At 42.1% G+C, this 21,368-nt stretch carries 21 protein-coding genes; 4 read left to right on the top strand and 17 right to left on the bottom strand.

Annotation, left to right across the window (positions count from 1 at the left end; translation table 11 throughout):
- Positions 1–29 precede the first annotated feature (29 nt).
- Entirely contained in the window at positions 30–2,003 is a 1,974-nt protein-coding gene (gene thrS, locus CH362_RS11575; RefSeq protein ID WP_100710500.1) for a threonine--tRNA ligase, read from the bottom strand.
- Between the two features lie 626 nt (positions 2,004–2,629).
- Between thrS and carA the strand changes: the two genes are divergently transcribed.
- Positions 2,630–3,718 (top strand): glutamine-hydrolyzing carbamoyl-phosphate synthase small subunit, encoded by a 1,089-nt coding sequence (carA, locus tag CH362_RS11570; protein WP_100710499.1) that lies wholly within the window; start codon positions 2,630–2,632, stop codon positions 3,716–3,718.
- A gap of 183 nt (positions 3,719–3,901) precedes the next feature.
- On the opposite strand, the gene CH362_RS11565 is transcribed toward carA, so the two are convergent.
- The 16 genes from CH362_RS11565 to CH362_RS11485 all read right to left on the bottom strand — a co-directional run bounded on the left by CH362_RS11565 (position 3,902) and on the right by CH362_RS11485 (position 18,868).
- Positions 3,902–4,384, bottom strand: a complete 483-nt coding sequence (locus CH362_RS11565; RefSeq protein ID WP_100710498.1) for an SRPBCC family protein — start codon at positions 4,382–4,384, stop codon at positions 3,902–3,904.
- A complete protein-coding gene (locus CH362_RS11560; RefSeq protein ID WP_100710497.1) occupies positions 4,371–4,700 on the bottom strand; it encodes a metalloregulator ArsR/SmtB family transcription factor in 330 nt (109 codons plus the stop codon). The genes CH362_RS11565 and CH362_RS11560 overlap by 14 nt, the downstream gene beginning before the upstream one ends.
- 267 nt (positions 4,701–4,967) lie before the next feature.
- Positions 4,968–7,205 (bottom strand): GAF domain-containing protein, encoded by a 2,238-nt coding sequence (locus tag CH362_RS11550; protein ID WP_100710495.1) that lies wholly within the window; start codon positions 7,203–7,205, stop codon positions 4,968–4,970.
- A 2-nt stretch (positions 7,206–7,207) separates the two neighbouring features.
- A complete protein-coding gene (locus CH362_RS11545) occupies positions 7,208–9,892 on the bottom strand; it encodes a midas domain-containing protein (protein ID WP_100710494.1) in 2,685 nt (894 codons plus the stop codon).
- 193 nt (positions 9,893–10,085) lie between these two features.
- Positions 10,086–10,466: an ATP synthase F1 subunit epsilon gene (gene atpC, locus CH362_RS11540; protein ID WP_100710493.1), complete on the bottom strand. Its 381-nt coding sequence runs from the start codon at positions 10,464–10,466 to the stop codon at positions 10,086–10,088.
- Positions 10,467–10,469: 3 nt separating this feature from the next.
- Positions 10,470–11,873, bottom strand: coding sequence for a F0F1 ATP synthase subunit beta (gene atpD / locus CH362_RS11535; protein ID WP_100710492.1), 1,404 nt, complete (start codon positions 11,871–11,873; stop codon positions 10,470–10,472).
- A gap of 21 nt (positions 11,874–11,894) precedes the next feature.
- Positions 11,895–12,755: an ATP synthase F1 subunit gamma gene (gene atpG / locus CH362_RS11530; RefSeq protein WP_100710491.1), complete on the bottom strand. Its 861-nt coding sequence runs from the start codon at positions 12,753–12,755 to the stop codon at positions 11,895–11,897.
- Positions 12,756–12,768: 13 nt separating this feature from the next.
- Positions 12,769–14,283 (bottom strand): F0F1 ATP synthase subunit alpha, encoded by a 1,515-nt coding sequence (atpA, locus tag CH362_RS11525; protein ID WP_100710490.1) that lies wholly within the window; start codon positions 14,281–14,283, stop codon positions 12,769–12,771.
- Positions 14,273–14,833 (bottom strand): ATP synthase F1 subunit delta, encoded by a 561-nt coding sequence (gene atpH / locus CH362_RS11520; RefSeq protein ID WP_086446201.1) that lies wholly within the window; start codon positions 14,831–14,833, stop codon positions 14,273–14,275. The genes atpA and atpH overlap by 11 nt, the downstream gene beginning before the upstream one ends.
- Before the next feature lie 3 nt (positions 14,834–14,836).
- Entirely contained in the window at positions 14,837–15,364 is a 528-nt protein-coding gene (locus tag CH362_RS11515; RefSeq protein WP_086446200.1) for a F0F1 ATP synthase subunit B, read from the bottom strand.
- A gap of 2 nt (positions 15,365–15,366) precedes the next feature.
- Positions 15,367–15,657, bottom strand: coding sequence for an ATP synthase F0 subunit C (atpE, locus tag CH362_RS11510; protein WP_008595212.1), 291 nt, complete (start codon positions 15,655–15,657; stop codon positions 15,367–15,369).
- 45 nt (positions 15,658–15,702) lie between these two features.
- The gene (gene atpB / locus CH362_RS11505; protein WP_100710489.1) at positions 15,703–16,758 is read right to left on the bottom strand and encodes a F0F1 ATP synthase subunit A; all 1,056 of its coding nucleotides are present in this window, start codon (positions 16,756–16,758) and stop codon (positions 15,703–15,705) included.
- A 114-nt stretch (positions 16,759–16,872) separates the two neighbouring features.
- Entirely contained in the window at positions 16,873–17,226 is a 354-nt protein-coding gene (locus CH362_RS11500; protein ID WP_100710488.1) for a hypothetical protein, read from the bottom strand.
- A 13-nt stretch (positions 17,227–17,239) separates the two neighbouring features.
- The gene (locus CH362_RS11495) at positions 17,240–17,473 is read right to left on the bottom strand and encodes an AtpZ/AtpI family protein (protein ID WP_100710487.1); all 234 of its coding nucleotides are present in this window, start codon (positions 17,471–17,473) and stop codon (positions 17,240–17,242) included.
- Positions 17,474–18,472 carry a signal peptidase I gene (gene lepB / locus CH362_RS11490; RefSeq protein ID WP_244280560.1) on the bottom strand — a complete coding sequence of 333 codons (999 nt, stop codon included), beginning with the start codon at positions 18,470–18,472 and terminating at the stop codon, positions 17,474–17,476.
- A 102-nt stretch (positions 18,473–18,574) separates the two neighbouring features.
- Positions 18,575–18,868 carry a hypothetical protein gene (locus CH362_RS11485; RefSeq protein ID WP_100710486.1) on the bottom strand — a complete coding sequence of 98 codons (294 nt, stop codon included), beginning with the start codon at positions 18,866–18,868 and terminating at the stop codon, positions 18,575–18,577.
- 92 nt (positions 18,869–18,960) lie between these two features.
- Here CH362_RS11485 and CH362_RS11480 point away from each other — a divergent pair, with 92 nt between their 5' ends.
- The 3 genes from CH362_RS11480 to corA are packed head-to-tail and all read left to right on the top strand — an operon-like array spanning position 18,961 to position 21,363.
- Positions 18,961–19,764 carry an aldolase/citrate lyase family protein gene (locus CH362_RS11480; protein ID WP_100710485.1) on the top strand — a complete coding sequence of 268 codons (804 nt, stop codon included), beginning with the start codon at positions 18,961–18,963 and terminating at the stop codon, positions 19,762–19,764.
- Between the two features lie 3 nt (positions 19,765–19,767).
- A complete protein-coding gene (locus CH362_RS11475; RefSeq protein ID WP_086446196.1) occupies positions 19,768–20,319 on the top strand; it encodes a TetR/AcrR family transcriptional regulator in 552 nt (183 codons plus the stop codon).
- A gap of 42 nt (positions 20,320–20,361) precedes the next feature.
- Positions 20,362–21,363: a magnesium/cobalt transporter CorA gene (corA, locus tag CH362_RS11470; protein ID WP_100710484.1), complete on the top strand. Its 1,002-nt coding sequence runs from the start codon at positions 20,362–20,364 to the stop codon at positions 21,361–21,363.
- Positions 21,364–21,368: the final 5 nt, after the last annotated feature.

The following is a 21,368-nucleotide window of genomic DNA, read 5'->3' as shown; positions in this document are numbered from 1 at the left end:
ATAGCCTAGTTCATCAAGTAGAATTTAGTTCAAAGTCCTTCTGAGACTTCCTTTTCCAGCAAAGATTGAAACTCGGAATAAGACATAGAAATTGTTTCTTCTGAGCCTCGTTTCCGGACCGCAACAGTGCCTGAATCCTTCTCCTTTTGGCCTAGTACCAGTAGGTAATTTGCCTTTTTGAGGATAGAATCTCGGATCTTTGCGCCGATCTTCTCATTTCTGAAGTCAGCTTCTGCCCTGAAACCGGAATCAATAAGATTTTTCAAGATCTCGGAGCCATATTCCTGCACATTTTCAGTTACGGTTAGAACACGTATCTGGTTAGGAGAAAGCCAAAGTGGAAATTTCCCTTCGAAATGTTCTATTAGTATCCCAATAAATCTTTCTAAGGAACCATAGATTGCTCTGTGGACCATAACTGGCCTTTTCTTAGCTCCATCTGAATCAGTATAATCCAATTCGAAACGATCTGGCATGGAGAAGTCTATCTGAACAGTTCCACATTGCCACATTCTTCCAATAGAATCCTTGATATTAAATTCTATCTTAGGTCCGTAGAATGCGCCTTCTCCCTCTTTAATGGAGAATGGAATGTTTCTTTTTTCCAAAGCTTGCTGAAGAGCGTTGGTTGCAAACTCCCAATCTTCGTCCTTTCCTTGCGATTTTTCAGGACGAGTCGCGATATAAGTTTTAAATTCTTGGAATCCAAACTTCTTATACACATTAAAAGTGAAGTCAATGATATCCAACACTTCTGCTTCCAGATATTCCAGAGGTGCATAAATATGCGCGTCATCTTGGGTGAATGCTCTTACTCTAAAAAGTCCATGAAGAACTCCATGTAATTCATGACGATGCACACTTCCTAATTCTGCGAATCTAAGAGGAAGTTCTCTGTAAGAATGAAGATGGTGTTTGTAGATCAAACTACAACCAGGACAGTTCATTGGTTTGATCGCGAATTCTTCTTCGTCGATATCAACGAAATACATATTCTCGTTGAAGTTATCCCAGTGACCGCTTCTTCTCCATAACTCAGAAGAAAGAACTGCAGGAGTTTTAATCTCTTGGTATCCACGTCTTGCACATTCTTTACGAATATAATCTGCTAATGCATTCCAAAGAGTAGTTCCCTTAGGATGCCAGAAAGGAAAACCAGGAGCTTCTGGTTGGAAAGAGAATAGATCCATCTCTTTTCCGATCTTTCTGTGGTCCCTCTTCTTAGCCTCTTCCAGTTGGAAAACATACTCGTCCAATTCCTTCTTACTTGGAAATGCGATCCCGTAAATTCGGGTGAGCATACGATTGTTTTTGTCCGCTTTCCAATAAGCTCCGGAAAGTGCAGTCAACTTGAATGCTTTCAAAAATCCGGAGCGAGGAATATGTGGTCCTCTACAAAGATCGAACCATTCTCCCATTCCATAGATAGAAACTTTGTCGTCAGGAATTTGTCCAACGATCTCTATCTTATAGTTCTCTCCCAATTTTTCGAAAACAGAGATTGCTTCCTTTTTGTCCCAGACCTTGCGGAAAACTTCGTGGTCGCTATCCACAATCTTCTTCATCTCTGCTTCGATCTTAGGAAAATCTTCCGGAGTGATTACAGTTTCTGTGAAATCGATATCGTAATAAAAGAACCCAGGCCCATTTTCTATCACAGGACCAACGGTTAATTTTGCATCTTTGTATAAATTCTGAACCGCCATTCCGAGCAAGTGAGCCGCGGAATGTTGGAAGGTTTCCCAACCTTCTTTGTCCTGGAAGGTCAAAACTTCCAGCTTAGGTGTTGTATTAGGGGTGGTTGTCGAATCAATGGTCCGGCTCAAATCCAAAACGGTTGTGCCGTCCAAACGGACTGCTAACGCCTTGTTCTTTAAGAACGGAAGTTGGGACTCTATAAAATCCTTATATGAGGAACCGGCGGAAACTTCTTTTGAACTTCCATCCGGTAAGATAAATTTGACTGACTGATTTTGAACTGCCACAGCTACCCCTGCTTCCATTCCGTCGATACACGGTTTTTTCCGCAAGCGTCTTAGAAGAGCGAGTTTGTAGGAATTCCAACATGGATTAGTGAGTGTGGATTTCATTGACGAAGGAGGGATTTTGTGATAACGGGGAAAACGCTCTCCCACGGGCCACTCCCCCCTCCCGAGTCTGGGTGGGGGCGATTTCAAAAACTCTGTTGGAGTTCCTACATCGGAAGAATCGTTAGAGTTAGAGTTTTGTAGGGCGGATCCTCACGATACTCGGACCAGGCTGCTTTCGGGCTACGCTATCGCTTCGGTCCTTTCGGACTTCCCCTTCACATCCTTGCCGCAGAGGTCAGGTCATAGGAGCTTTGTTTGTTTTCTATCTCTGTGTGCTCCGTGGTCTCTGTGCGAAACTTTCGAGATTTTTGGTTCACACAGAGATCACAGAGGTTCAGCCTCCCCCCGCGGCAGCGATGCGCAGATCTTTAGTCCGGGCTTCGCCCGGATGAGCGTGAATACGCGAAATCGAAGCAGCGCGACCCGAGCGATAGCGAGTGGTGCCGCCCAAATTTTTCCCTAATGAACTTGTTGGAGTTCCTACAAAATTCTGGGTGATTCCACTTGACCCTTGCCTTCGGTGCGAAAGCCTGTCCTTAATGAAAGCGTTCTTGGTTTTAGAAAACGGGGACGTATACGAAGGTGAATCCTTCGGCTACGAAACTGAGTCCGTCGGGGAAATCGTCTTTAATACTTCCATGGCGGGTTACCAGGAAATTCTCACCGATCCTTCCTACGCCAACCAAATCGTAACTCTAACTTACCCGATGATCGGGAACTACGGGATCCATCCTGAAAATATGGAATCCGGAAAGATCCAAGCGGCCGGAATGATCGTGAAAGAATATGTGGATCGTCCTTCCAACTTCAAGGCCCAAAAGACATTATCTCAATTTCTAAAAGATTATAAAATTCCAGGGATCCAAGGGATCGACACTCGAAAGTTGACCCGATTCATCCGCACGAATGGAGCTCCTAACGGAGGGATCTTCGTCGCAAATGAATACTCCGATTCTTTTTTAGCACAAGTGAAGAAGTTCCCGGGGATCGCAGACGCAGATCTCGCGAAAGTTGTCACCACTGATAAAAAATATGAGTTCGGTTCCAGCATTGGAAAAAAATATAAACTAGCTGTTTATGATTATGGCGTGAAAACAAATATTCTTCGCCTCTTAGACTCTGCAGGTTTTGCAGTTTCTGTTTACCCTGCTCAAACTCCTGCTTCTGAAATCATGAAAGATGGTGTAGATGCTTTCTTCCTTTCGAATGGTCCTGGAGATCCAGCAGCTTGCACTTACGCGATCGATTCTACAAAAGCTATATTAGAAAATAATTATCCTCTTTTCGGGATCTGCCTAGGCCATCAAATCATTGGCCTAACCTTAGGTAAGAAAACTGAAAAAATGAAATTCGGCCATAGAGGCGGAAACCAACCTGTAAAAAATTTGGAGACCGGTAAAGTGGAGATCACTTCTCAAAACCATGGCTTTGCTGTGGTTGCGGAGTCTTCCGAAAAGGAACCGATCTCTTTTATCAATCTGAACGACGATACTGTAGAAGGTATTTTGAAATCAGGTTATCCTCTTCTGTCAGTTCAATACCACCCGGAAAGTTCTCCAGGCCCGAATGACAGTAGATACTTGTTTCAGAAATTCTACGATTTAGTAGATTCAACTAAGAGAAAGTAGGCTCCAGGCGGCGTGTTGGAATTCCAACACGGGATTGTGAGCACGGATTTCGTTGACGGATTGGCGATTTTGTGGTAGGCGTGTAAGCGCTCTCCCACGAGCCACTCCCCCCACCCAATGCAGGGAGGGGGCGCCCCTAAAACAAATGTAGGAACTCCTACAAAGATTTATCTGGTCAGTCAGCTACTTAAGTTTTTCCAAATACTTAGCAAGGTTGCCGATATGTTGTTTAGCGCCTTCGATCGCACCATATTTTTCATTCACTCTTTCGAGTTCTTCTTTGCTCGGGAAGATTTGTTCCATTATAAGGTTCGTGCCTTCTCCATTTGCTTCGAATAAAATTTTTGATTCGAAATGAACATCATGATCACCTTCTCCATCACCCAGATGTTTATAATAAATATGATGTGACTCTTTAATATCAGTGAATTGGATCTTGTTTTTATAATCATGTCCGTCTGGCCCATGCATGATAAATTCCCAAATTCCGCCGTTGGTAAAATCCATACGCTTAGTAGTTAATGTAAATCCATCTGGTCCCCACCATTCGGCAAGATGTTCTGGCATTGACCACATTTCGAAGAGAAGTTCTGCGGACACGTCAAAGTATCTTTTATAGATGACCTTGTTACCTTCTACATTTGTTTCTACGTTATTTTTTATCACGGGCTCTCTCCTTTTTGATCTTTAAAACGTATCGATCCAATTTATCCAGGCGCTTATTCCATAAATCGATTATATCCAATAACCAATCTTCCATTTCGTTAATGCTCGAGCCGTTAAGACTATAGATTCGTTTTTGCGCTTCCTTCTTCATATTAAGGACCTTAGCGCTCTTTAAGACTTTTAAGTGATGAGAAATGGCTGGTGGTGTTATATTAAAATTTTGCCCGATCTCGGTTGAAGTGAGTTCGCCGTTTTTGGCTACCAATCTCACAATTTCCCGTCTTGTATCATCTGCAAGGGCAGCAAAAGCATTCATAAATCTATTATTTAAATAATCATTTAATTAAGTCAATGTTTAAATAATAGATTTTGAAAATAGATCGGTCCTTAAGGAATGGCAGAACGGGAAGGAAATGTTGGAATTCCAACAAGAGGAAGGAGATAAGGATCTGATTGACTAAGGAGAGATTTTGTGATAAGCGGGAATGAGCTCTCCCACGGGCCACTCCCCCCTCCCGAAGCTGGGCGGGGGCGATCTTTAGAAAGTGTAGGAACTCCTACAACACAATCCAAAAAAACTAGCTCAGGATTCTTCTATTAGTTCCAACATTCTTTCTTTCTCTCTGGTATCCGCAGGATAACAAAGAGTTTGGTTTGCCGTAGAAGTTTGAAAGTCTTTGTTCTTTCTATCCAATTCCACAATTCTGTTTCTGATTTTACGAACTACAATCTGGGTTTCTTCCCTATCTTTTCCATCAAGGACGACTACGTATTTTCCTTGGCCTACTCGATAGCAGTAATCTGTTTCCCCCAGATTTTCCTGGATCGATGACCGCAACTCTTCGCAGTAATGAGCGAAAAATCCAGCACCCTTGATACGAACCATTCTGGTTGCGTTTTGGACTTTAAAAACAGTAAGACTGAAAGGTGTTCCTATCTTGGAAGCTCTTAAAATTGCTTCGTCTATTCTTGATTCTACAGGACTGAATGGGTCTCTGAAAACTGCATCTCTTTCTTCCAGCATTAGTAAATTTGAAAGTACTGGAGAAGCGATCTCCGAAATTCCAACTGCAGTTTCGCGATCTGTATCCGTCCAAGGCCTTTCAGTTTCGTGAATGAATAACATTCCCACAAGCCAGTTCAGATTCAAGAAAGGAAGAATATCGAAATCGTGCATAAGTCCGATCTCATCATTTGATAACTGAGATAGAAGTTCCGGATTTTTTCTGAAATTTGCAATTCTGAATACCCCAGGAACATTAGCAACGATTCCGACTAAGTTGGAATCCAACCCCAATCTGAACTTTCCAGAAGTATCAGGTGTGAGTAAGTTTGTTCCGAATACTTTGTATTCTTTTCTGGTGCTTCTATCCAAAAGTAAGAAACTCCAACGTCTTAGTCCGAGTTCTTTTTTTAAGACTTCTACAAGATAGTCGTAAGCCTCGTCCATGTCACGGACTCCGGCCAGATCTCTTGCAGTTGCGAGTATTCTCTCGTTACTTTTGACAACTTGGTTTAAGCGATCATTCTCTTGGTGAAGTGCCTCGAGGTCCATGATCCTTCTTAATACGGATCCAGCCATTTCTCCTACAATCTTCAAGAACTCCAAGTCCTCGATCGTGTAGTCTTCACCCTCTATAGTTTTACTTAATATAATAATTCCATAAAATTCATCGTAACTACGAATAGGGATAAGCATCTCAGCTTCTGTTTTTTCCAGGATCTCTTTTTCTTTTTTAGGAGGGGAATGTTTTAAGATCTCTTTCGCATAGACTACAGAAGGAGTTTTTAATGCAGCTTGGTAACTTTCATCGCCTACTTCTAAAACCCAATCAGGGTCCGCCCCAATTCCTTGGGCTTCTACAACTCTGAGCACATCATACTCTCCATTTGTAGAAGAGAAAATTACAATAGATTCAGCGCCAATCTGGCCTTGGATAGAAAAGCTTAGGTTTTCGAAGAAGTTGGTAAAATCTTTGGAAGCGGAAATCTCTTTAGAAATTTCAAATGCGGATAGGTAGTTCTCTAATTTTTTACGAGAAGCGATTTGCAAATCGATAGGCAATGTAGAATAATCAGAATCATCATCAAATAAAAACTGAGCATTTTCTGTATCACTTTGCTCTTTACTAAAAGGACGAGTTGCTTCTTGGCTTGCTTGGTTTTCCGCGTCCTTGACCCAATCATCAAACGGATCTTTAATCGCATCCGGTTTAGAAAGATCAGAAGGGAAATTCTCTTCTTCTTTTGCTTCTGCCGCTTTAGATAATAGACCTTTGTGAGAAGTTTCCTCAGGAAGTTCTCCAAAGTCTGCACCCAGATCAGAATCTTCTAGTCCCAATCCAAGATCAGGGTCGATTGCAAAATCGGACTCTTCTTCATCTGAAGGACCGAAGTCTGTTGAAGATAGATCAAAATCGCTGTTTGAATCTTCTCCAAAACTTTCTCCGCCGAATGCGGAATCTGGAAAAGAAACTTCTGAATCCGAATCTTCCCCACTGAATGAATCACTCGGAATGTCGGTGCCAAAATCTATATCTCCGAAATCTGCAGAAGGAGAATCAAAACTAAAATCATCTTCAGAGGAAGTAGAAGCAGTTGCAGGTTCAAAGTTAGTAGGGTCTTCGTAAACAGAACTTGCCTTCTCTTTTCTTCCTCCGAAATCCATCGCCTTTTCTAAAAGACCTTTGGCTCGTACTGCCATGGATTTTTTCAAAAGAGAAGGTTTTTCATCTCCGGAAATTGCAACCGAAGATGATTTAGTTCCGGATTCCAAATTACCGGAACGAATAAGACGAGTGACCTTGTCTAATAGACCCATCGTCAAACGCCGATTTGTTTCATTAATTTCTTATAAAGTTCGAAATAGTCTGAACGAGAGAAATCACGGATCATATCGTCGGGAAGATTTCCGAGTAACTCATCCAGATATAAAAGAATTCGTTTCATCTCATCTTGAGTAGGAATTGCCTCGCCGGTTTCGGCGTCATCTGTTGCAGCTCCTGCTTGGCGGATCTCTTCCAGAGGAGAAAGTTCATTCTCGTCAGCATACTCGTCTAAGATAAAGTTCAGTTCCGTTTCTGGAGCTAATTTTTCTATAGTTGGGACAATCTCCCCACCTATATTATCAGCAAAATCCAAACCTGAAATTTGAATGTCATCTTCAAAAGAACCCAATGCATTTAAGTCGCTTGCTTCAGGAGGAGAAGATAATAATGAATCTAAATCTTCTGAATCTACTCCTTGTGGAGCTTCATCAGAGAGTAAATTCCCTAATTCATCATTAGATAATGTGATTGGTTCGTCAGCTTCTTCCCCTAAATCCCAATCAGAAGGGGCAGCAACCGCATTCTCTTCTCCAGTTCCAAGATCGTTCAGATTTGCAACAGGTCCGTCCCAATCTATATCATAATCAGAAGATATATCAGGTGTTCCAATATCGTCTAACTCGTTGATCGGAAGTGAAATTGGCTCATCAGAATCTTCCATCAGATCGGAAGAAGCAGTTTCCACTTCAGGCTCTTCTTCCAATAAATGTCCTAATTCATCTTCTGAAAGAGCGATAGGTTCATCCGCTTCTGTATCTAAACTGAAGTCTCCGAATTCTACCGGAGCAGCATCATCATGTTCTTCTGGTGGAGCATCTGCAAATATATCTGCATCTGAAGCTTCTTCATCTCCAGAAGATAATAGATCTCCTAATTCGTCGTCAGAGAGTGCAATTGGTTCGTCATCTTCCGAATCTAAAGAAGAAACTGTTTCTTCTTCTCCGGAGAGTAAGTTTCCAAGTTCATCATCTGAAAGTGCGATCGGCTCGTTATCATCATCTAAATCGGAGGAAAGGTCTAAAGAAGTTCCAGTATGCTCTTCTTCCTCTTCTGTTCCAGAAGATAATAGATTTCCAAGTTCATCGTCAGAAAGTGCGATTGGCTCGTCTGGATCAGAACTTTCAGAGAAGAAATCATTTTCAGAAGTTTCAGTAGGAGAGAAATCCATCAGATCAGAATCTGAACTTCCTAATATATCCTCATCACTTGCGGAAGTGAAGTCTCCCAAAGATTCTTCGAATGCCTTATCTTCCGACTTAGTACTGTCTTCGAAATCTTCCAGATCCAATCCGGTATCCAGAGGATTTTCTTCTTCGCTCATTCCGAAATTATCGAAATCGGAAACAGGGAGAGAGATAGATTCATCTTCTCCACCAAATTCGTCTTTGGTTCCGTCCGGCTCAGATTCAAAATTAAAATCACTTAGATCTAATTCAGAAGAAGAGTCAGTATCTTCTTCCATTCCAAACTCTGACTCTGCTGTAGGAGCTCCTACAGAATCCAGATCATCCAGTTGGATACTTTCGATTTCGTCCTCATCTCCTGAGGATAATAGATTTCCAAGTTCATCGTCAGAAAGTGCGATTGGTTCGTTTGCTTCTTCTTCCAGATCTGAAGAGGAAGAATGTTCTTCTGCAACGGAGCCAAGATCTAGATCTCCGAAATCCCCTAACTCATCAAAAGAACTTTTGTTTTCGAAAGAAGCATCATCTCCTTCTAAAAGATGATCCAATTCGTCGGTAGAAAGTGCGATATCCTTCTCGTCTTCGCCTTCGAAATTAATGTCTTCAGTTAGCTCGGAAGAAGGCATAGAAATATCGTCTCCGCCCAAATCACCGAATCCTTCTTCTTCCATATTTGGACTGAAGTCTTCTGCCATGATATCGTCTAACTCATGTTCGGAGAGAGAAATTGGACCTTCGTCATCAGAAACTATTTCATCTTCAAATGATTTGGAAACTGAATCTTCCGGCGCAGAAACTTCTTCTTCGTCCATGGAGAAGTCTGCAAGGTTAGAACCTATATCAATATTATGCAATTCGTCGTCAGAAAGTGAGATTGGTGCCTCATCATCCAGATCTTCATCTGAGAGCCCGACTACCTCATCCTGATCAGAAGAGTCGCCTCCCCAATCGAATGGTTGGTCATCTGAATGGAATGCAGAAGAAGGCACTTCTCCAGGCTGAGAAAAATCTCCTAGATCCAAAGAGCCTAAGTCTCCGAATGCTTCCTCATGATTTTCAGGGGAAGAAGTAGGAGCAGATTCTCTCCAAGAAGGAGCAGAGGAAGAAGATGTTGGAGGAGAATTCAGATCATCATCAATGTCTAAAAGTCTATCGATCTCAGCATCGATCATTGGATCGGTGAGTTCGAAATCAAAGTCTTCGTCCAAATGGACTGACTCATCTAGTTGGCTTAAATCAGAACCAAAATCAGATTCTTCTGGTTCGAAGTTAGGAATATCATCCGGATAATCATCTCCGGACGAAGCGAGCAACTCTTCAAAGCCTTCGCTATCTGGAGAATCTCCTGGAACGGAATCGAAATTAAAATCGGAAGAATCTCCATCGCTAGCCAAGAGAGAATCTATTTCGTCCAAGCTCATTTCACTCGGATCAAAATCCTCTCCATTTCCAGCTGGAAACCCCTCTCCCTCGTCTATCGTAAAATCGTCCGCCATGCTTCCTACAGTGTACTAAAAATCCGTCTGTATATTCGGAGGATCTCCTAAGTTGTAGGAAATACAATCCGAAAAATTCCGAGACAGTCCTCTTATATTAGAAGACCTTCTCTATTACTTATTGGGAAACTTCTTCGGGCTTAACCGATAGAAGTGTCCCTTTATAATTTTCGGAATTTGGAACCCCTAAATATTAGCGGGAAGCTGCTAAAATTCGGGTTTTTGCTTTTAGGACGAGAGTATTTTTCTCGTTAGAGGCAGGGAGAGCTTCCGCTTCTTCTAGGGCTTTTTGGGCAGCAGCAAGGTCGATATCTTCCTTAAGGCTACCGTGGTCCGTCAAAATTGTAACTTTATTGTCTCTTACTTCGAAAAACCCGCCTTCGATTGCGGCGATTTTGGTTTTATTTCCTTGTCGGACTTCCAACACGCCGATCCCAAGCAGGGAAACAAGAGAAGTATGGCCCGGATACACTCCGAAAAACCCTTCGCTTCCAGGCACGACGATGCTGTCCGCATCGCCGTGGAAGAGTAGTTTCTCTGGAGAGATTACCGATACGTCTAGCTTGGCTACCATCGATTATGCTCTCAGGTTTTTGGACTTCTCGATCGCGTCTTCTATGGTTCCTACCATGTAGAAGGCTTGCTCTGGAAGATGGTCGCAATTTCCTGCGATCAATTCTTTGAAAGAGCGAACTGTATCGGCAAGTTTTACGTATTTTCCAGGAGATCCTGTGAATACTTCCGCTACGTGGAAAGGCTGAGAAAGGAATTTCTCGATCTTTCTTGCTCTTGCAACAAGAACCTTATCGTCCTCAGAAAGTTCGTCCATACCTAGGATCGCGATAATATCTTGAAGATCTTTATAACGCTGAAGGATCCTTTGAACCTCACGAGCAACACCATAGTGTTCCGCACCCAGAACTTCTGCGTTCATCACGCGGGAAGTAGAGTCAAGTGGGTCAACCGCAGGATAAATTCCTTTATCAGAGATAGCACGAGAAAGAACCGTAGTTGCATCCAAGTGAGCGAACGCGTTCGCAGGAGCAGGGTCAGTCAAGTCGTCCGCAGGAACGTAAATCGCCTGAACGGAAGTAATGGATCCTTTACGAGTGGAAGTAATACGCTCTTGAAGAGCACCCATCTCTGTAGAAAGAGTTGGTTGGTATCCCACCGCAGAAGGCATACGTCCAAGTAGAGCTGATACTTCTGATCCCGCTTGGGAGAAACGGAAGATATTGTCCACGAAGAGTAATACGTCTGTTCCGATGGAATCACGGAAATGTTCTGCCATTGTTAGAGCAGAAAGAGCAACACGAAGACGAGCACCAGGAGGCTCATTCATCTGACCATAACAAAGTACGGTCTTGTTGATAACTCCGGATTCTTTCATCTCTCTCCAGAGGTCGTTTCCTTCTCTGGTTCTTTCGCCAACACCAGCGAATACTGAGAATCCACCGTGTTGTTTCGCGATATTATTGATCAACTCTTGGATAAGAACTGTCTTACCTACTCCGGCTCCTCCGAAGAGTCCGGTCTTTCCACCTTTGATATAAGGTGCAAGAAGGTCGATAACCTTGATCCCTGTTTCGAATACTTCTGTTTTAGGAGAAAGGTCTTCGTAACTTGGAGCCGCTCTATGGATCGGCTTACGTTCTTTCACTTGGATAGGAGCGCCCTCATCAACAGGCTCTCCAAGAACGTTAAAAATTCTTCCGAGGGTCACGTCCCCAACTGGAACGGAAATAGGAGCTCCTGTATCAGAAACTTCCTGGCCTCTGGTCAACCCGTCGGTAGAGGAAAGAGCAATCGCTCTTACTGCACTACCACCGATATGCTGTTGCACTTCGGCTACGATTTTTTCTTTTTGACCGTTGATTACCGCGTCGATTTCAAGCGCGTTAAAAATTTCGGGCAGATGTCCGGACTCGAATTCGATATCCAAAACGGATCCGATGATTTGTTTTACTTTACCTTTGCTCATCCAAGTACTCCAATACCAGAACTAGTTTAGCGAGTCCGCACCCGCTACGATCTCCGAGATCTCCTGAGTGATCTTCGCCTGACGGATACGGTTGTAACCGCGGGTCAGAAGTTTGATCATCTCGGAGGCCGCGTCCGTTGCGGATTTCATGGCCACGCGCTTTGCGATCTGCTCGGAACAATTCGCTTCCAAGATCGCCTTTAAAAATGCAGTTTTTACTACTAAAGGAAGAAGTGATTCCAGAATATCAGCCGGACTTGGCTCATATAGAACGTTGGAACCTACGTTAGCTTCTCCTTGTGCTTCAAACGGAAGAACCTTAGTAACTTCTGGCTCTTGGTTTGCAGAAGAATGATAAACTGTAGAAATAATTTCTACTGAATCCACTTCCTCACTCGCAAATAAACCCAAGAAGAAGTCCGCAAACTCTTCTGCTTCCTTGTAACCGGACTTGTCATCGATATGAGTATAGGATTTTTCTATTTTCTCTTTTGCGAATTGGAAATAGGAAATTCCTTTTTTACCTACGACAAAAAGTCGAACATTCACGCCTTGATCTTTCAATTCTTGGATGCGATTTTTTGCTAAACGGATTGTTTTGGAGTTATATCCTCCACAAAGACCTCTGTTAGCAGTGATCACAAGAAGAGCGATCGAACGGATCGTATTTGGTTTTCTTAAATAAGGACTTTTTACTACGGAAGCAAGGGATGCAAGCGCTCCCACCAATTCTTTAATCTTGTTAGAGAATGGATGAGACGCGTTCACCCGATCACTTAACTTTTTGGATTTAGCCGTAGCGACCATTTCCATAGTTCGAGTGATCTTCCGAGTGTTCTTAACGGAGCTGATCCGTTTTTTTATTTCCCGAGGTGTAGCCAAGATTTTTCTCCGCTTACTTCAGGTTCCTAACAAAGTCGGCCGCGATAGAGGCGATAACCTCTCCCAGTTTTCCTTCGTCCGAAATTTTCTTTTCGGTGCGAATAGCGTTCAATACTTCTGGTTGTTGGGTGCGAAGAACATTTAATAAATGTGCTCCGAACTCTCTTACCTTAGGAACTGGAACCTTGTCCATATGTCCTCTGGTTACCGCAAAAATTTCGACCACTTGTTCTTCTACAGGATAAGGGCTGGAAACAGGTTGTTTCAACATCTCAACGATGCGATATCCTCTGTCCAACTGAGCCTGAGTGATTGGATCCAAGTCAGTTCCAAGCTGAGCGAATGCTTCTAACTCTCTGAACTGAGCTAATTCCAGTTTCATTTTTCCAGCGACTTGTTTCATCGCTTTAATCTGAGCTGCGGAACCAACACGAGATACGGAGATACCCACATCCACTGCAGGACGAACACCTGATGCGAATAAGTTAGATTGTAGATAGATCTGACCATCAGTGATCGAAATCACGTTAGTCGGAATATAAGCAGAAACCTCACCTTCTTGGGTTTCGATAATAGGAAGCGCGGTTAATGAACCTGCTCCATATTTCTCATCCAATTTAGCCGCTCTTTCTAATAAGCGAGAGTGAAGATAGAATACGTCTCCAGGGTAAGCTTCGCGGCCCGGAGGTCTACGAAGAAGAAGACACATTTGGCGATAAGCAACCGCTTGTTTTGATAAGTCATCATAAACAACTAAGGTAGCTTTTTTCTCATTATACATGAAGTATTCAGCCATAGAACAGCCAGAATACGGCGCGATATATTGTAAAGGAGCAGGATCAGCAGCAGTTGCGGAAACCACGATGGTATATTCCAGGGCTCCAACCGCTTTTAGTTTTTCCACGATAGTTGCTACAGTGGAAGCTTTTTGTCCGATTGCTACGTAAACGCAGATAACTCCGGAACCTTTTTGGTTGATGATCGTATCAAGAGCGATGGAAGTTTTACCAGTTCCACGGTCTCCAATGATCAACTCCCTTTGGCCTCGGCCTATTGGGATCATTGCATCAATACTTTTGATACCAGTTTGAAGAGGCTCTTCCACTGGTTGTCTTTTAGAAATACCAGGAGCAGGACTTTCTACCGCACGAGTATGTTTGGTATTGATTGGTCCTTTTCCATCCAAAGGCTCACCGAGTGGGTTTACCACACGTCCGAGCATTTCCGGTCCAACCGGAACTTCTAAAATTTTTCCAATTCTTTTTACGGAGAATCCTTCACGGATGTTTTTGTAATCTCCGTAAATGATCACACCCACGGAATTGTCTTCCAAGTTGAATGCCTGACCGCGAACTCCATTTTGGAATTCTACAAGTTCTCCGGCCATAACGTTTCTGAGACCGAAAACTCGAGCGATACCGTCCCCTACTTCCAGAACAGTTCCGACTTCTTCGACACCCAGATCTTTTTTATAATTTAAAATTTCCTGTTTGAGGACCGACGTAATTTCGTCTGTTTTAATTTTCATACACCACTCCGACCGGTAATTTGCTGTCCAGCAAGGTTTGCCTTACTTTCTTAAGTTGGCTTTTCATGGAAGAGTCGATCGCCAAGTCTTGGAATCTGACCACGAAACCTCCGAGAAGGCTCGGATCTTCACTTGCTTCCAAGATGAATTCCGATTTGAATCTTTCTTTTAATACTTCCCTTAATTTGGAGAGAGAAGCCTCATCCATAGCGGGATAACTTTTGACTTTCGCGCGAACTCTTCCTGCTTTACGATCCAGTTCTTCTTTTAAAGCTTCGTGAATTTCGGAAAGAAATGAAAATCTTCCCCTACGAAGAAGCACCTGTAAAAAGTTCAGAGTGATTTCCGAAATTTTACCCTGGAAGGTCTTTAATAGAACAGCTTCCTTATCTTCCCTTTTCACGGAAGGGGTATCGAAAAAATCGCGGAACTGTGGTTCTATCTTAAAAATACTTACGATAGAATCCAATTCCTGTTCGGCTTCTTCCGGAGAAGAACTAGCGTCCGCAAAAGCGGCCGCGTATGTTTTTGGGATCGCAGAATAGCTCATTTGTTACGCGCTCAGTTTCTTGATCTTGCCTAACTCGTTCTCGATAAAGGACTTATAATCGTCCGCTTTTAACTGTTTCTCCAGAACCAGAGCTGCGACTTGAACGGTCATGTCTACGATCTGTCCTTGGAGTTCTGCCAATGCTTTGGATTTTGCGAGTTCGATATCTTTCAGTGCAGTATCTTTAAGAGCCTTCACTTCTTTCGAAGCATCATCCAACATTTTGTTTTTTAGGTTAGTAGCGTCCGATTTAGCTTCCGCTACGATTCCGTTAGCTTGGTCTTTTGCTTGTGCGATTCTTGTTTCATAATCTTTCAGCAGAGATTCCGCTTCGGAACGTACGTCAGCAGCCTTACGAATATCGTTTTGAATGGTCTCAGCTCTTTCATCCAGAGCTTTGAGGATCACATCCCAAGCGAAAACTTTAAGGATAATGACGACTATTGTGAAGGTAATCAGGGTCCAAATGATCAGACCCGGATTAACGTCTAATAGTGCGCCTAATCCCCTGTCAGCTGCCAAGAGAAACAAGATTATTTACCTTCAGCCGGTGCAGAAACTTCAGTTTTAGCAGCAGATGCTTTGCTAACTGCAGTGTTCAGAGTTCCACCTGCAAGGAACGCAATAACGATTGCGAACAGAGCCGCACCTTCGATAAGGGCTGCAGAGATGATCATTGCAGTTTGGATTTTTCCAGCTGCATCAGGTTGACGGCTGATTCCTTCAGCAGCAGAGCCACCGATTCTTCCGATTCCGAGTCCTGCGCCTAAAATAGCGAGTCCAGCTGCGATTCCTACTCCAATGTATCCTAGTCCGAATTCCATTTTATTACTTTCTCCTATTTGAAATCAAAACGCTTAAAATTAAAATTAGTGCCTGTGCATACTCGAGCCCACGAAGAGCGAGGTTAGAAGAGCAAAAACGTATGCCTGTAAGAAGGCTACGAACAATTCTAAGAAATAGATCGCGGTAGCTCCGAAAACCGAGATCGGCGCAACTCCCCAAGATTGGAATTGGAAAATAAATCCGAGTAACGCTAAGATGATTACGTGTCCAGCGGTCATGTTCGCTAAAAGACGCACAGTGAGTGCGAATGCTTTAGCAAGTGGAGAGATAATAAACTCCAATGGCCACATTAGGATGTATAGAGGTGCAGGAACTCCGTTCGGAACAGAGTGAATGATGAACTTTGGTCCTTGGTAAATAAATCCAGTTCCGTAGATCAAAAGTAAAGTGATGAGTGCAAGTGTTACAGTAACTGAAACATCACCTGTAACAGTAATACCATTCCAAACTTTTGCAATCCAGATCGGTTCGTGATGAGCAGACGCAGCATGTGCTTCTGCAGCGGCTGGAACTTCTTCGCCTGCATTAACAGATTCAATTCCAAGTTGGATCACTTCTCCCACTGGAGGAATGAGTCCCATCAAGTTACAGAATAGAATGAAGAAGAATAATGTGAAAATATAATGATAATAAGAATGTCCGTGACCGTCTGTGTTTGCATCCACAACATCCTTTTTCAGGAAAGTTATGAAAGCCTCGACTCCGTTAGCGAATCTGTTTTGTATCTTTAAAGGGTTTTTTGCGATCAGACGAGCCGCAGGGATAAATACGATAAGAAGAAGTAAGGAAACAATCCACATCATCGTAACACGGCGAGTGATATGAAGATCGGTACCACCAACAAAGTGGAATCTATGACCGGTAGTATGATCTACGAAGATGTTTTCTGCATGAGGATCAAAACCTTCATGACCTTCGAAAACTTTAGTCCCGCCCACATTGAAAGGAAACTCAGCATGGTCCATCAAGTGGTGAACCAACACATCATTCAAATCGAATGGTTTGGAAGCTTCTCCCTCGGAAGCAAATAATGGAAGTGAGAACAATAATAATGCGGTTGCGAAGATTTGTTTCAACATACTTGTAAAAGGGTCCTCTCGTAAACGACAGGAAAGAAGAGTTTTGGGGGCACCACCCAGGGTTCTATTTCCCGCAAAGCATCTTTAAAACGTTCTTTGAGGCGTTTTAAGGGGTCACCTTGCGAATACCAATATTAAAAGGTTGGCGAAATGGGCAATAAAAAAACCGATCACAAAACCTTCACCTTCGCCTCTCCAGATAAACAGTACTAAAACGGCTAAATGAATAAAAAAAGACAGAACAGTCGTTCCAAATTGGAGAAAAAAACCTTCTTTGGAATGTTTCCAAAGTAGATAAAATCTAAAATTGTAAATAAGCAAAGATACTAATAGAGATATTACAATTCCCTTCCAAAAGGACTGGTCGGAAACTTCGAAAAACAGGAACCATAATCCAAAGATTAGAAGAATTAGAACAAAACCTAAATAATACTTTTTAGGTTTTAATTCCCCGTCAGAGTCCTTCATCTCCAAGCCGGGGCTAGTCCTTTTTATCGAATTGGGCAACTCTCATGAGAAGATAATAAATCCCGTAGCCGAATCCGAAAATTGCCCCGAATAAGATCCCAAAAGGTGACCAACCGAATCGACCATCCAGATATCTTCCTATAAAAACGGAAGCAATGATGATAAATGCAAACTCTGTACCTACACTAGCAAGCTGCCAGGGAGAAGTGTCCTTATTTTCAGGAGGTTTTTGATCCGACTCGCTCATTTATTCTAATACGGTTCCGATTCGATACCAACGAACCTGCATCCTTGGAATTCTATAGAATACAGTGCTCTTGAACCAATTCATATTAGAATCGATATCTCCACATTTCGATCTAAATTCTTCCTGATCGTATTTTTGGGCAAACCGCCCGTTCATTCCAAGGTCCTCTGCACTTTTATACGCGCATACATGGTCTTTCCAATTGATGGAGAAATAGATCAATGCAGCTTTTCCCAGTATATTTTCTCTAGGAACAAAACCCCAAAATCTGGAATCAGAAGAATTTGTACGGTTATCTCCTACCATCATATAATGATTATCTGGGATCACACAACCTGTGGCCTGAAAACATTCACCATCTTTGAATTGTTGGTGAGCGTAAGGATGGGAATCTCCTTCGATCACATAATGTTCGAAGTCTGGTTTCTTCTCCTTAAATAGATAAAATTGGACTGCCGCATCATCATCCAGGTCATCGAGTAGATTTCCCTTTTCCGCATCTTTAAAATCGTAAGCGGAGAATTCTGTTTTTCCTTTTTCCATATATTCTATTTTGCCATAGTCAATAGAAAAACCTTCGCGCTTATGTGAGACCTTTACAATGCGTATACGATCTCCAGGAAGACCAATCACTCTTTTTACAAATCTTTTAGGAAACCAGCCTTCTTTCTCTTCTGGTGAAACAGCTCCATCAGGAGGGATGAAGGTCACAATATCACCTCTTTGAGGATCATCATATCTTTTGAGTTCCGTATCAGTAAATGGAAGTCTGAGAGAATATCTCATCTTATTTACAAATAGAAAATCCCCTATCTTGAGAGTTGGGAGCATGGATCCCGAGGGGATATTGTTCGCGTCCAAGACTGAAGATTTAAAAGCTAAAACTAGTAAAACGATAAAGAAGAAGGAGAGAGTTGAATCTACCGATTCCTCTCCAAAGATTTCCTGGATCCATGTAGGAAGTTTTTTCAAAAAGGTACTGCCCTTCGGCTGGCTCATAGGTCTATTGATACTGGATCGGTATTTCCCGTCAATTCAGAAGACTGAATGTTCACTTTACCGGTTCGCATAGAGAACGTAAAGAGCCCACAGAAGAAATTGTTACATACCGCCAGTTTCGGTAACAAGGATGGTTTCCGCTGTTCTATCCAAACATAAGGCTTCGACTCCGCCTCCTCCGTCAGCGAAGTATTGCGGATCATTTTTTACGATAAAACAATCTTCTCCATTTGCATCTATACAAGCTTGGGTGGTGGCGACACAAACAATGTAATTAGCAACCGGATTGAATTCTTCCGTTTTCTTTCCTTTGATCTCCTCCTCTATGTCCTCTCTGGAACATCCCAAAAACAGAAATAAACTAAGAGCCGGTAATAAAGTAAGTTTTTGGGCCATTGGGTATATCAGATCCTCTCGGGGAGGGATAAGTTCCGGCCTTTTTTCCTAAAAATCCTTACTGTTTTTTTGAAAAGGACGATATTAGAAATGTGAAAGAGCAGATAGACCGCAAAATTATCGAACTTCGCCGCCACCTGATTTCTCTGAAACAGAGCTATCCTATTGTAGGATTGAAAGGAGGCACGGAAACGGAAGATATGGATTCGGATGAGATCCGAGCGCTTCATATCGTGGCTAAAGATTTGGTTCCGGTCACTGTTAAGATCGGTGGGCCAGAAGCCAGGACCGATATCCGTATGCTTGTTAAAGAAGAAATCGAAGGAATCTCAGCGCCTATGATCGAATCTTCTTATGCTCTCAAAAATTTTATTTCTACTCTTAAAAGTATGCTAAGCCCTGTGACTTTTTCTAAGGTTACTAAGGCGATGAACCTGGAGACTATTACAGGTTATAAAAATTTGCTGGAGATCGCTGACTCCAGTGCTTTCGAAGATCTGGATCAGGTAACTGCTGCAAGATCGGATCTTTCTGCTTCTATGGGAATGATCCCAGATGATAAAGAAGTGATGAAAGTTACTCGTACTATCATTGCGATTTCCAAAGATAGAGGCAAAAAAACTTCTGTGGGTGGGACGATCACAAAACAAAATTTCAGAAAGATCGCTGAAGAGATCCGTCCTGATAAGATCAACTCCAGACATGTTTGTGTGGACGCTATGAAATCTTTGGAAAAATTTCCGGAAGAAGTAGCAGAAGTTATGCTCCAATTCGAGATCGAATTGTACGATCTATTTTCTCTATTAAAACCTGAGAAAGCCTACGGTTATAAGAATAGAATGGAAACCAATCGGGAAAGGATCGGATCCAGAAAGGTTCTCTATTCCATTCGGTAAACAATGGCCAAAGATACAAGAGACCTAATCCTAAGAACTTCCCTCAAATTATTTTCAGAACAAGGGTACCACGGCTCCACTATGCGGCAAATTGCCCAGAGAGCTGGCCTATCTTTGGGTCTTGCTTATCGTTATTTCGAATCTAAAGAATCTATTTTAGAAGGGATCATCGAATCTCACGATACGATCCTAAAAAAATATCTTCCTGAGAAATTGAATACTTCTGAGAATAGAGCGGAGCTTATCCAATTCCTAGGTGGACAGATCATTAAATTAGTAAAGGAGAATGAAGAATATCTCCGCTTGTATTGGAGTCTGATGCTCCAACCTAAAATCCATAGATTAAAAAAACGAAATATTCATTTAGTAAATTTGATCTTTTATGAAAACTCCAAAAAGATCATTCTAGCTTTAAAACCTAATTATACTGAATTCGAAGTAAAAAATCTTACTTCTGCCATCATAGGTTATATGATCAATCATTTGACCAATAAGAGAGAATTTACTTTGGAAGATTTCAGAGCGTATATAGTTTACGCATTGGAAAATACCTAAGGCTTAAAAAGCTTTCGGGAAAATTCGTATTAGGATAATCAAATGATACGTTTTCTTTCCTTCCCCACTCCCAAAGAAAAAAATTCCGTTTCTAAAGCGGTGACTCGGAAAACAGATTCTGCTTTCTTGAGAAATTTTTCCCTTAAGAAAACTTTGAATAAAGAAAAGGTTTGGATCGATGTAGAAGATCCTAGCTCTGAAGACCTCATCTTTTTATCTAAAAACTGCGGATTCCATGATCTTGCTATAGAAGATTGTGTGAACAGAAACCAAAGGCCTAAGTTCGAAGATTATGAGGATCATGCATTTATTGTTCTTCATAGTTTCAGATCAGAAGGAGAACAATCTTTTTCTGCCACCGAAACACATGTGTTTTTCAATCGTAAGTTTATTGTGTCGGTCCATGAACATAAGGAACCTTTGATCGATTCTCTTTGGAACCGAACTCTTACAGAACAAAATTTTGCTTCTAAGGGAACAGATCATGTTCTGTATCTACTATTCGATCTTTTGGTGGATTCTAATTTTCCGATCTTAGACCAGATCTCTGAACAGATCACAGATATAGAAAATCAGATCCTGACTAGCGAAATCGAGCCAGACTTTATTACGAATATTTTATATGTGAAAAGAAATTTGGTTCGGATGAGAAGGGTTCTTTCTCCTCAAAGAGAAGTTCTAAATCTGATCATGAGGCATGAGGACAAATTTCTTTCGGAAAAGGTGCGTTTCTATTTTAGGGACGTTTACGATCATTTGAGTCGGCTTGTGGAAACAATCGATATGGACAGGGACCTGATCGGAAACTCGATGGATGCTTATTTTTCCATCCTTTCTCAGAAAACGAACGATATCATCAAACGATTAACCTTGGTTTCGATGATCTTTATGCCACTCACATTCTTGACTGGATTTTTCGGGATGAATTTTGCAGATCTTCCTTATGGAAATAAACTGATCCTAAGTGCCTCCCTTGCCACGATGCTTGCCATTCCAGGAAGTATGATTTTATATTTTAAATATAAAAATTGGTTCAAAGATTAGTCCAA

The sequence above is a fragment of the Leptospira saintgironsiae genome, assembly GCF_002811765.1.
Lineage (GTDB): Bacteria > Spirochaetota > Leptospiria > Leptospirales > Leptospiraceae > Leptospira_B > Leptospira_B saintgironsiae.
This window is presented reverse-complemented; position numbering and strand designations above follow the sequence as displayed.

Coding starts and splice junctions, on each gene's coding strand:
- thrS (WP_100710500.1), bottom strand. CDS start 2,003: ATGGAAGCAGGGGTAGCTGTGGCAGTTCAAAATCAGTCAGTCAAATTT.
- carA (WP_100710499.1), top strand. CDS start 2,630: ATGAAAGCGTTCTTGGTTTTAGAAAACGGGGACGTATACGAAGGTGAA.
- CH362_RS11560 (WP_100710497.1), bottom strand. CDS start 4,700: ATGAATGCTTTTGCTGCCCTTGCAGATGATACAAGACGGGAAATTGTG.
- CH362_RS11550 (WP_100710495.1), bottom strand. CDS start 7,205: ATGGGTCTATTAGACAAGGTCACTCGTCTTATTCGTTCCGGTAATTTG.
- CH362_RS11545 (WP_100710494.1), bottom strand. CDS start 9,892: ATGGCGGACGATTTTACGATAGACGAGGGAGAGGGGTTTCCAGCTGGA.
- atpC (WP_100710493.1), bottom strand. CDS start 10,466: ATGGTAGCCAAGCTAGACGTATCGGTAATCTCTCCAGAGAAACTACTC.
- atpD (WP_100710492.1), bottom strand. CDS start 11,873: ATGAGCAAAGGTAAAGTAAAACAAATCATCGGATCCGTTTTGGATATC.
- atpA (WP_100710490.1), bottom strand. CDS start 14,283: ATGAAAATTAAAACAGACGAAATTACGTCGGTCCTCAAACAGGAAATT.
- atpH (WP_086446201.1), bottom strand. CDS start 14,833: ATGAGCTATTCTGCGATCCCAAAAACATACGCGGCCGCTTTTGCGGAC.
- atpE (WP_008595212.1), bottom strand. CDS start 15,657: ATGGAATTCGGACTAGGATACATTGGAGTAGGAATCGCAGCTGGACTC.
- atpB (WP_100710489.1), bottom strand. CDS start 16,758: ATGTTGAAACAAATCTTCGCAACCGCATTATTATTGTTCTCACTTCCA.
- CH362_RS11500 (WP_100710488.1), bottom strand. CDS start 17,226: ATGAAGGACTCTGACGGGGAATTAAAACCTAAAAAGTATTATTTAGGT.
- CH362_RS11495 (WP_100710487.1), bottom strand. CDS start 17,473: ATGAGCGAGTCGGATCAAAAACCTCCTGAAAATAAGGACACTTCTCCC.
- lepB (WP_244280560.1), bottom strand. CDS start 18,472: ATGAGCCAGCCGAAGGGCAGTACCTTTTTGAAAAAACTTCCTACATGG.
- CH362_RS11485 (WP_100710486.1), bottom strand. CDS start 18,868: ATGGCCCAAAAACTTACTTTATTACCGGCTCTTAGTTTATTTCTGTTT.
- CH362_RS11475 (WP_086446196.1), top strand. CDS start 19,768: ATGGCCAAAGATACAAGAGACCTAATCCTAAGAACTTCCCTCAAATTA.
- corA (WP_100710484.1), top strand. CDS start 20,362: ATGATACGTTTTCTTTCCTTCCCCACTCCCAAAGAAAAAAATTCCGTT.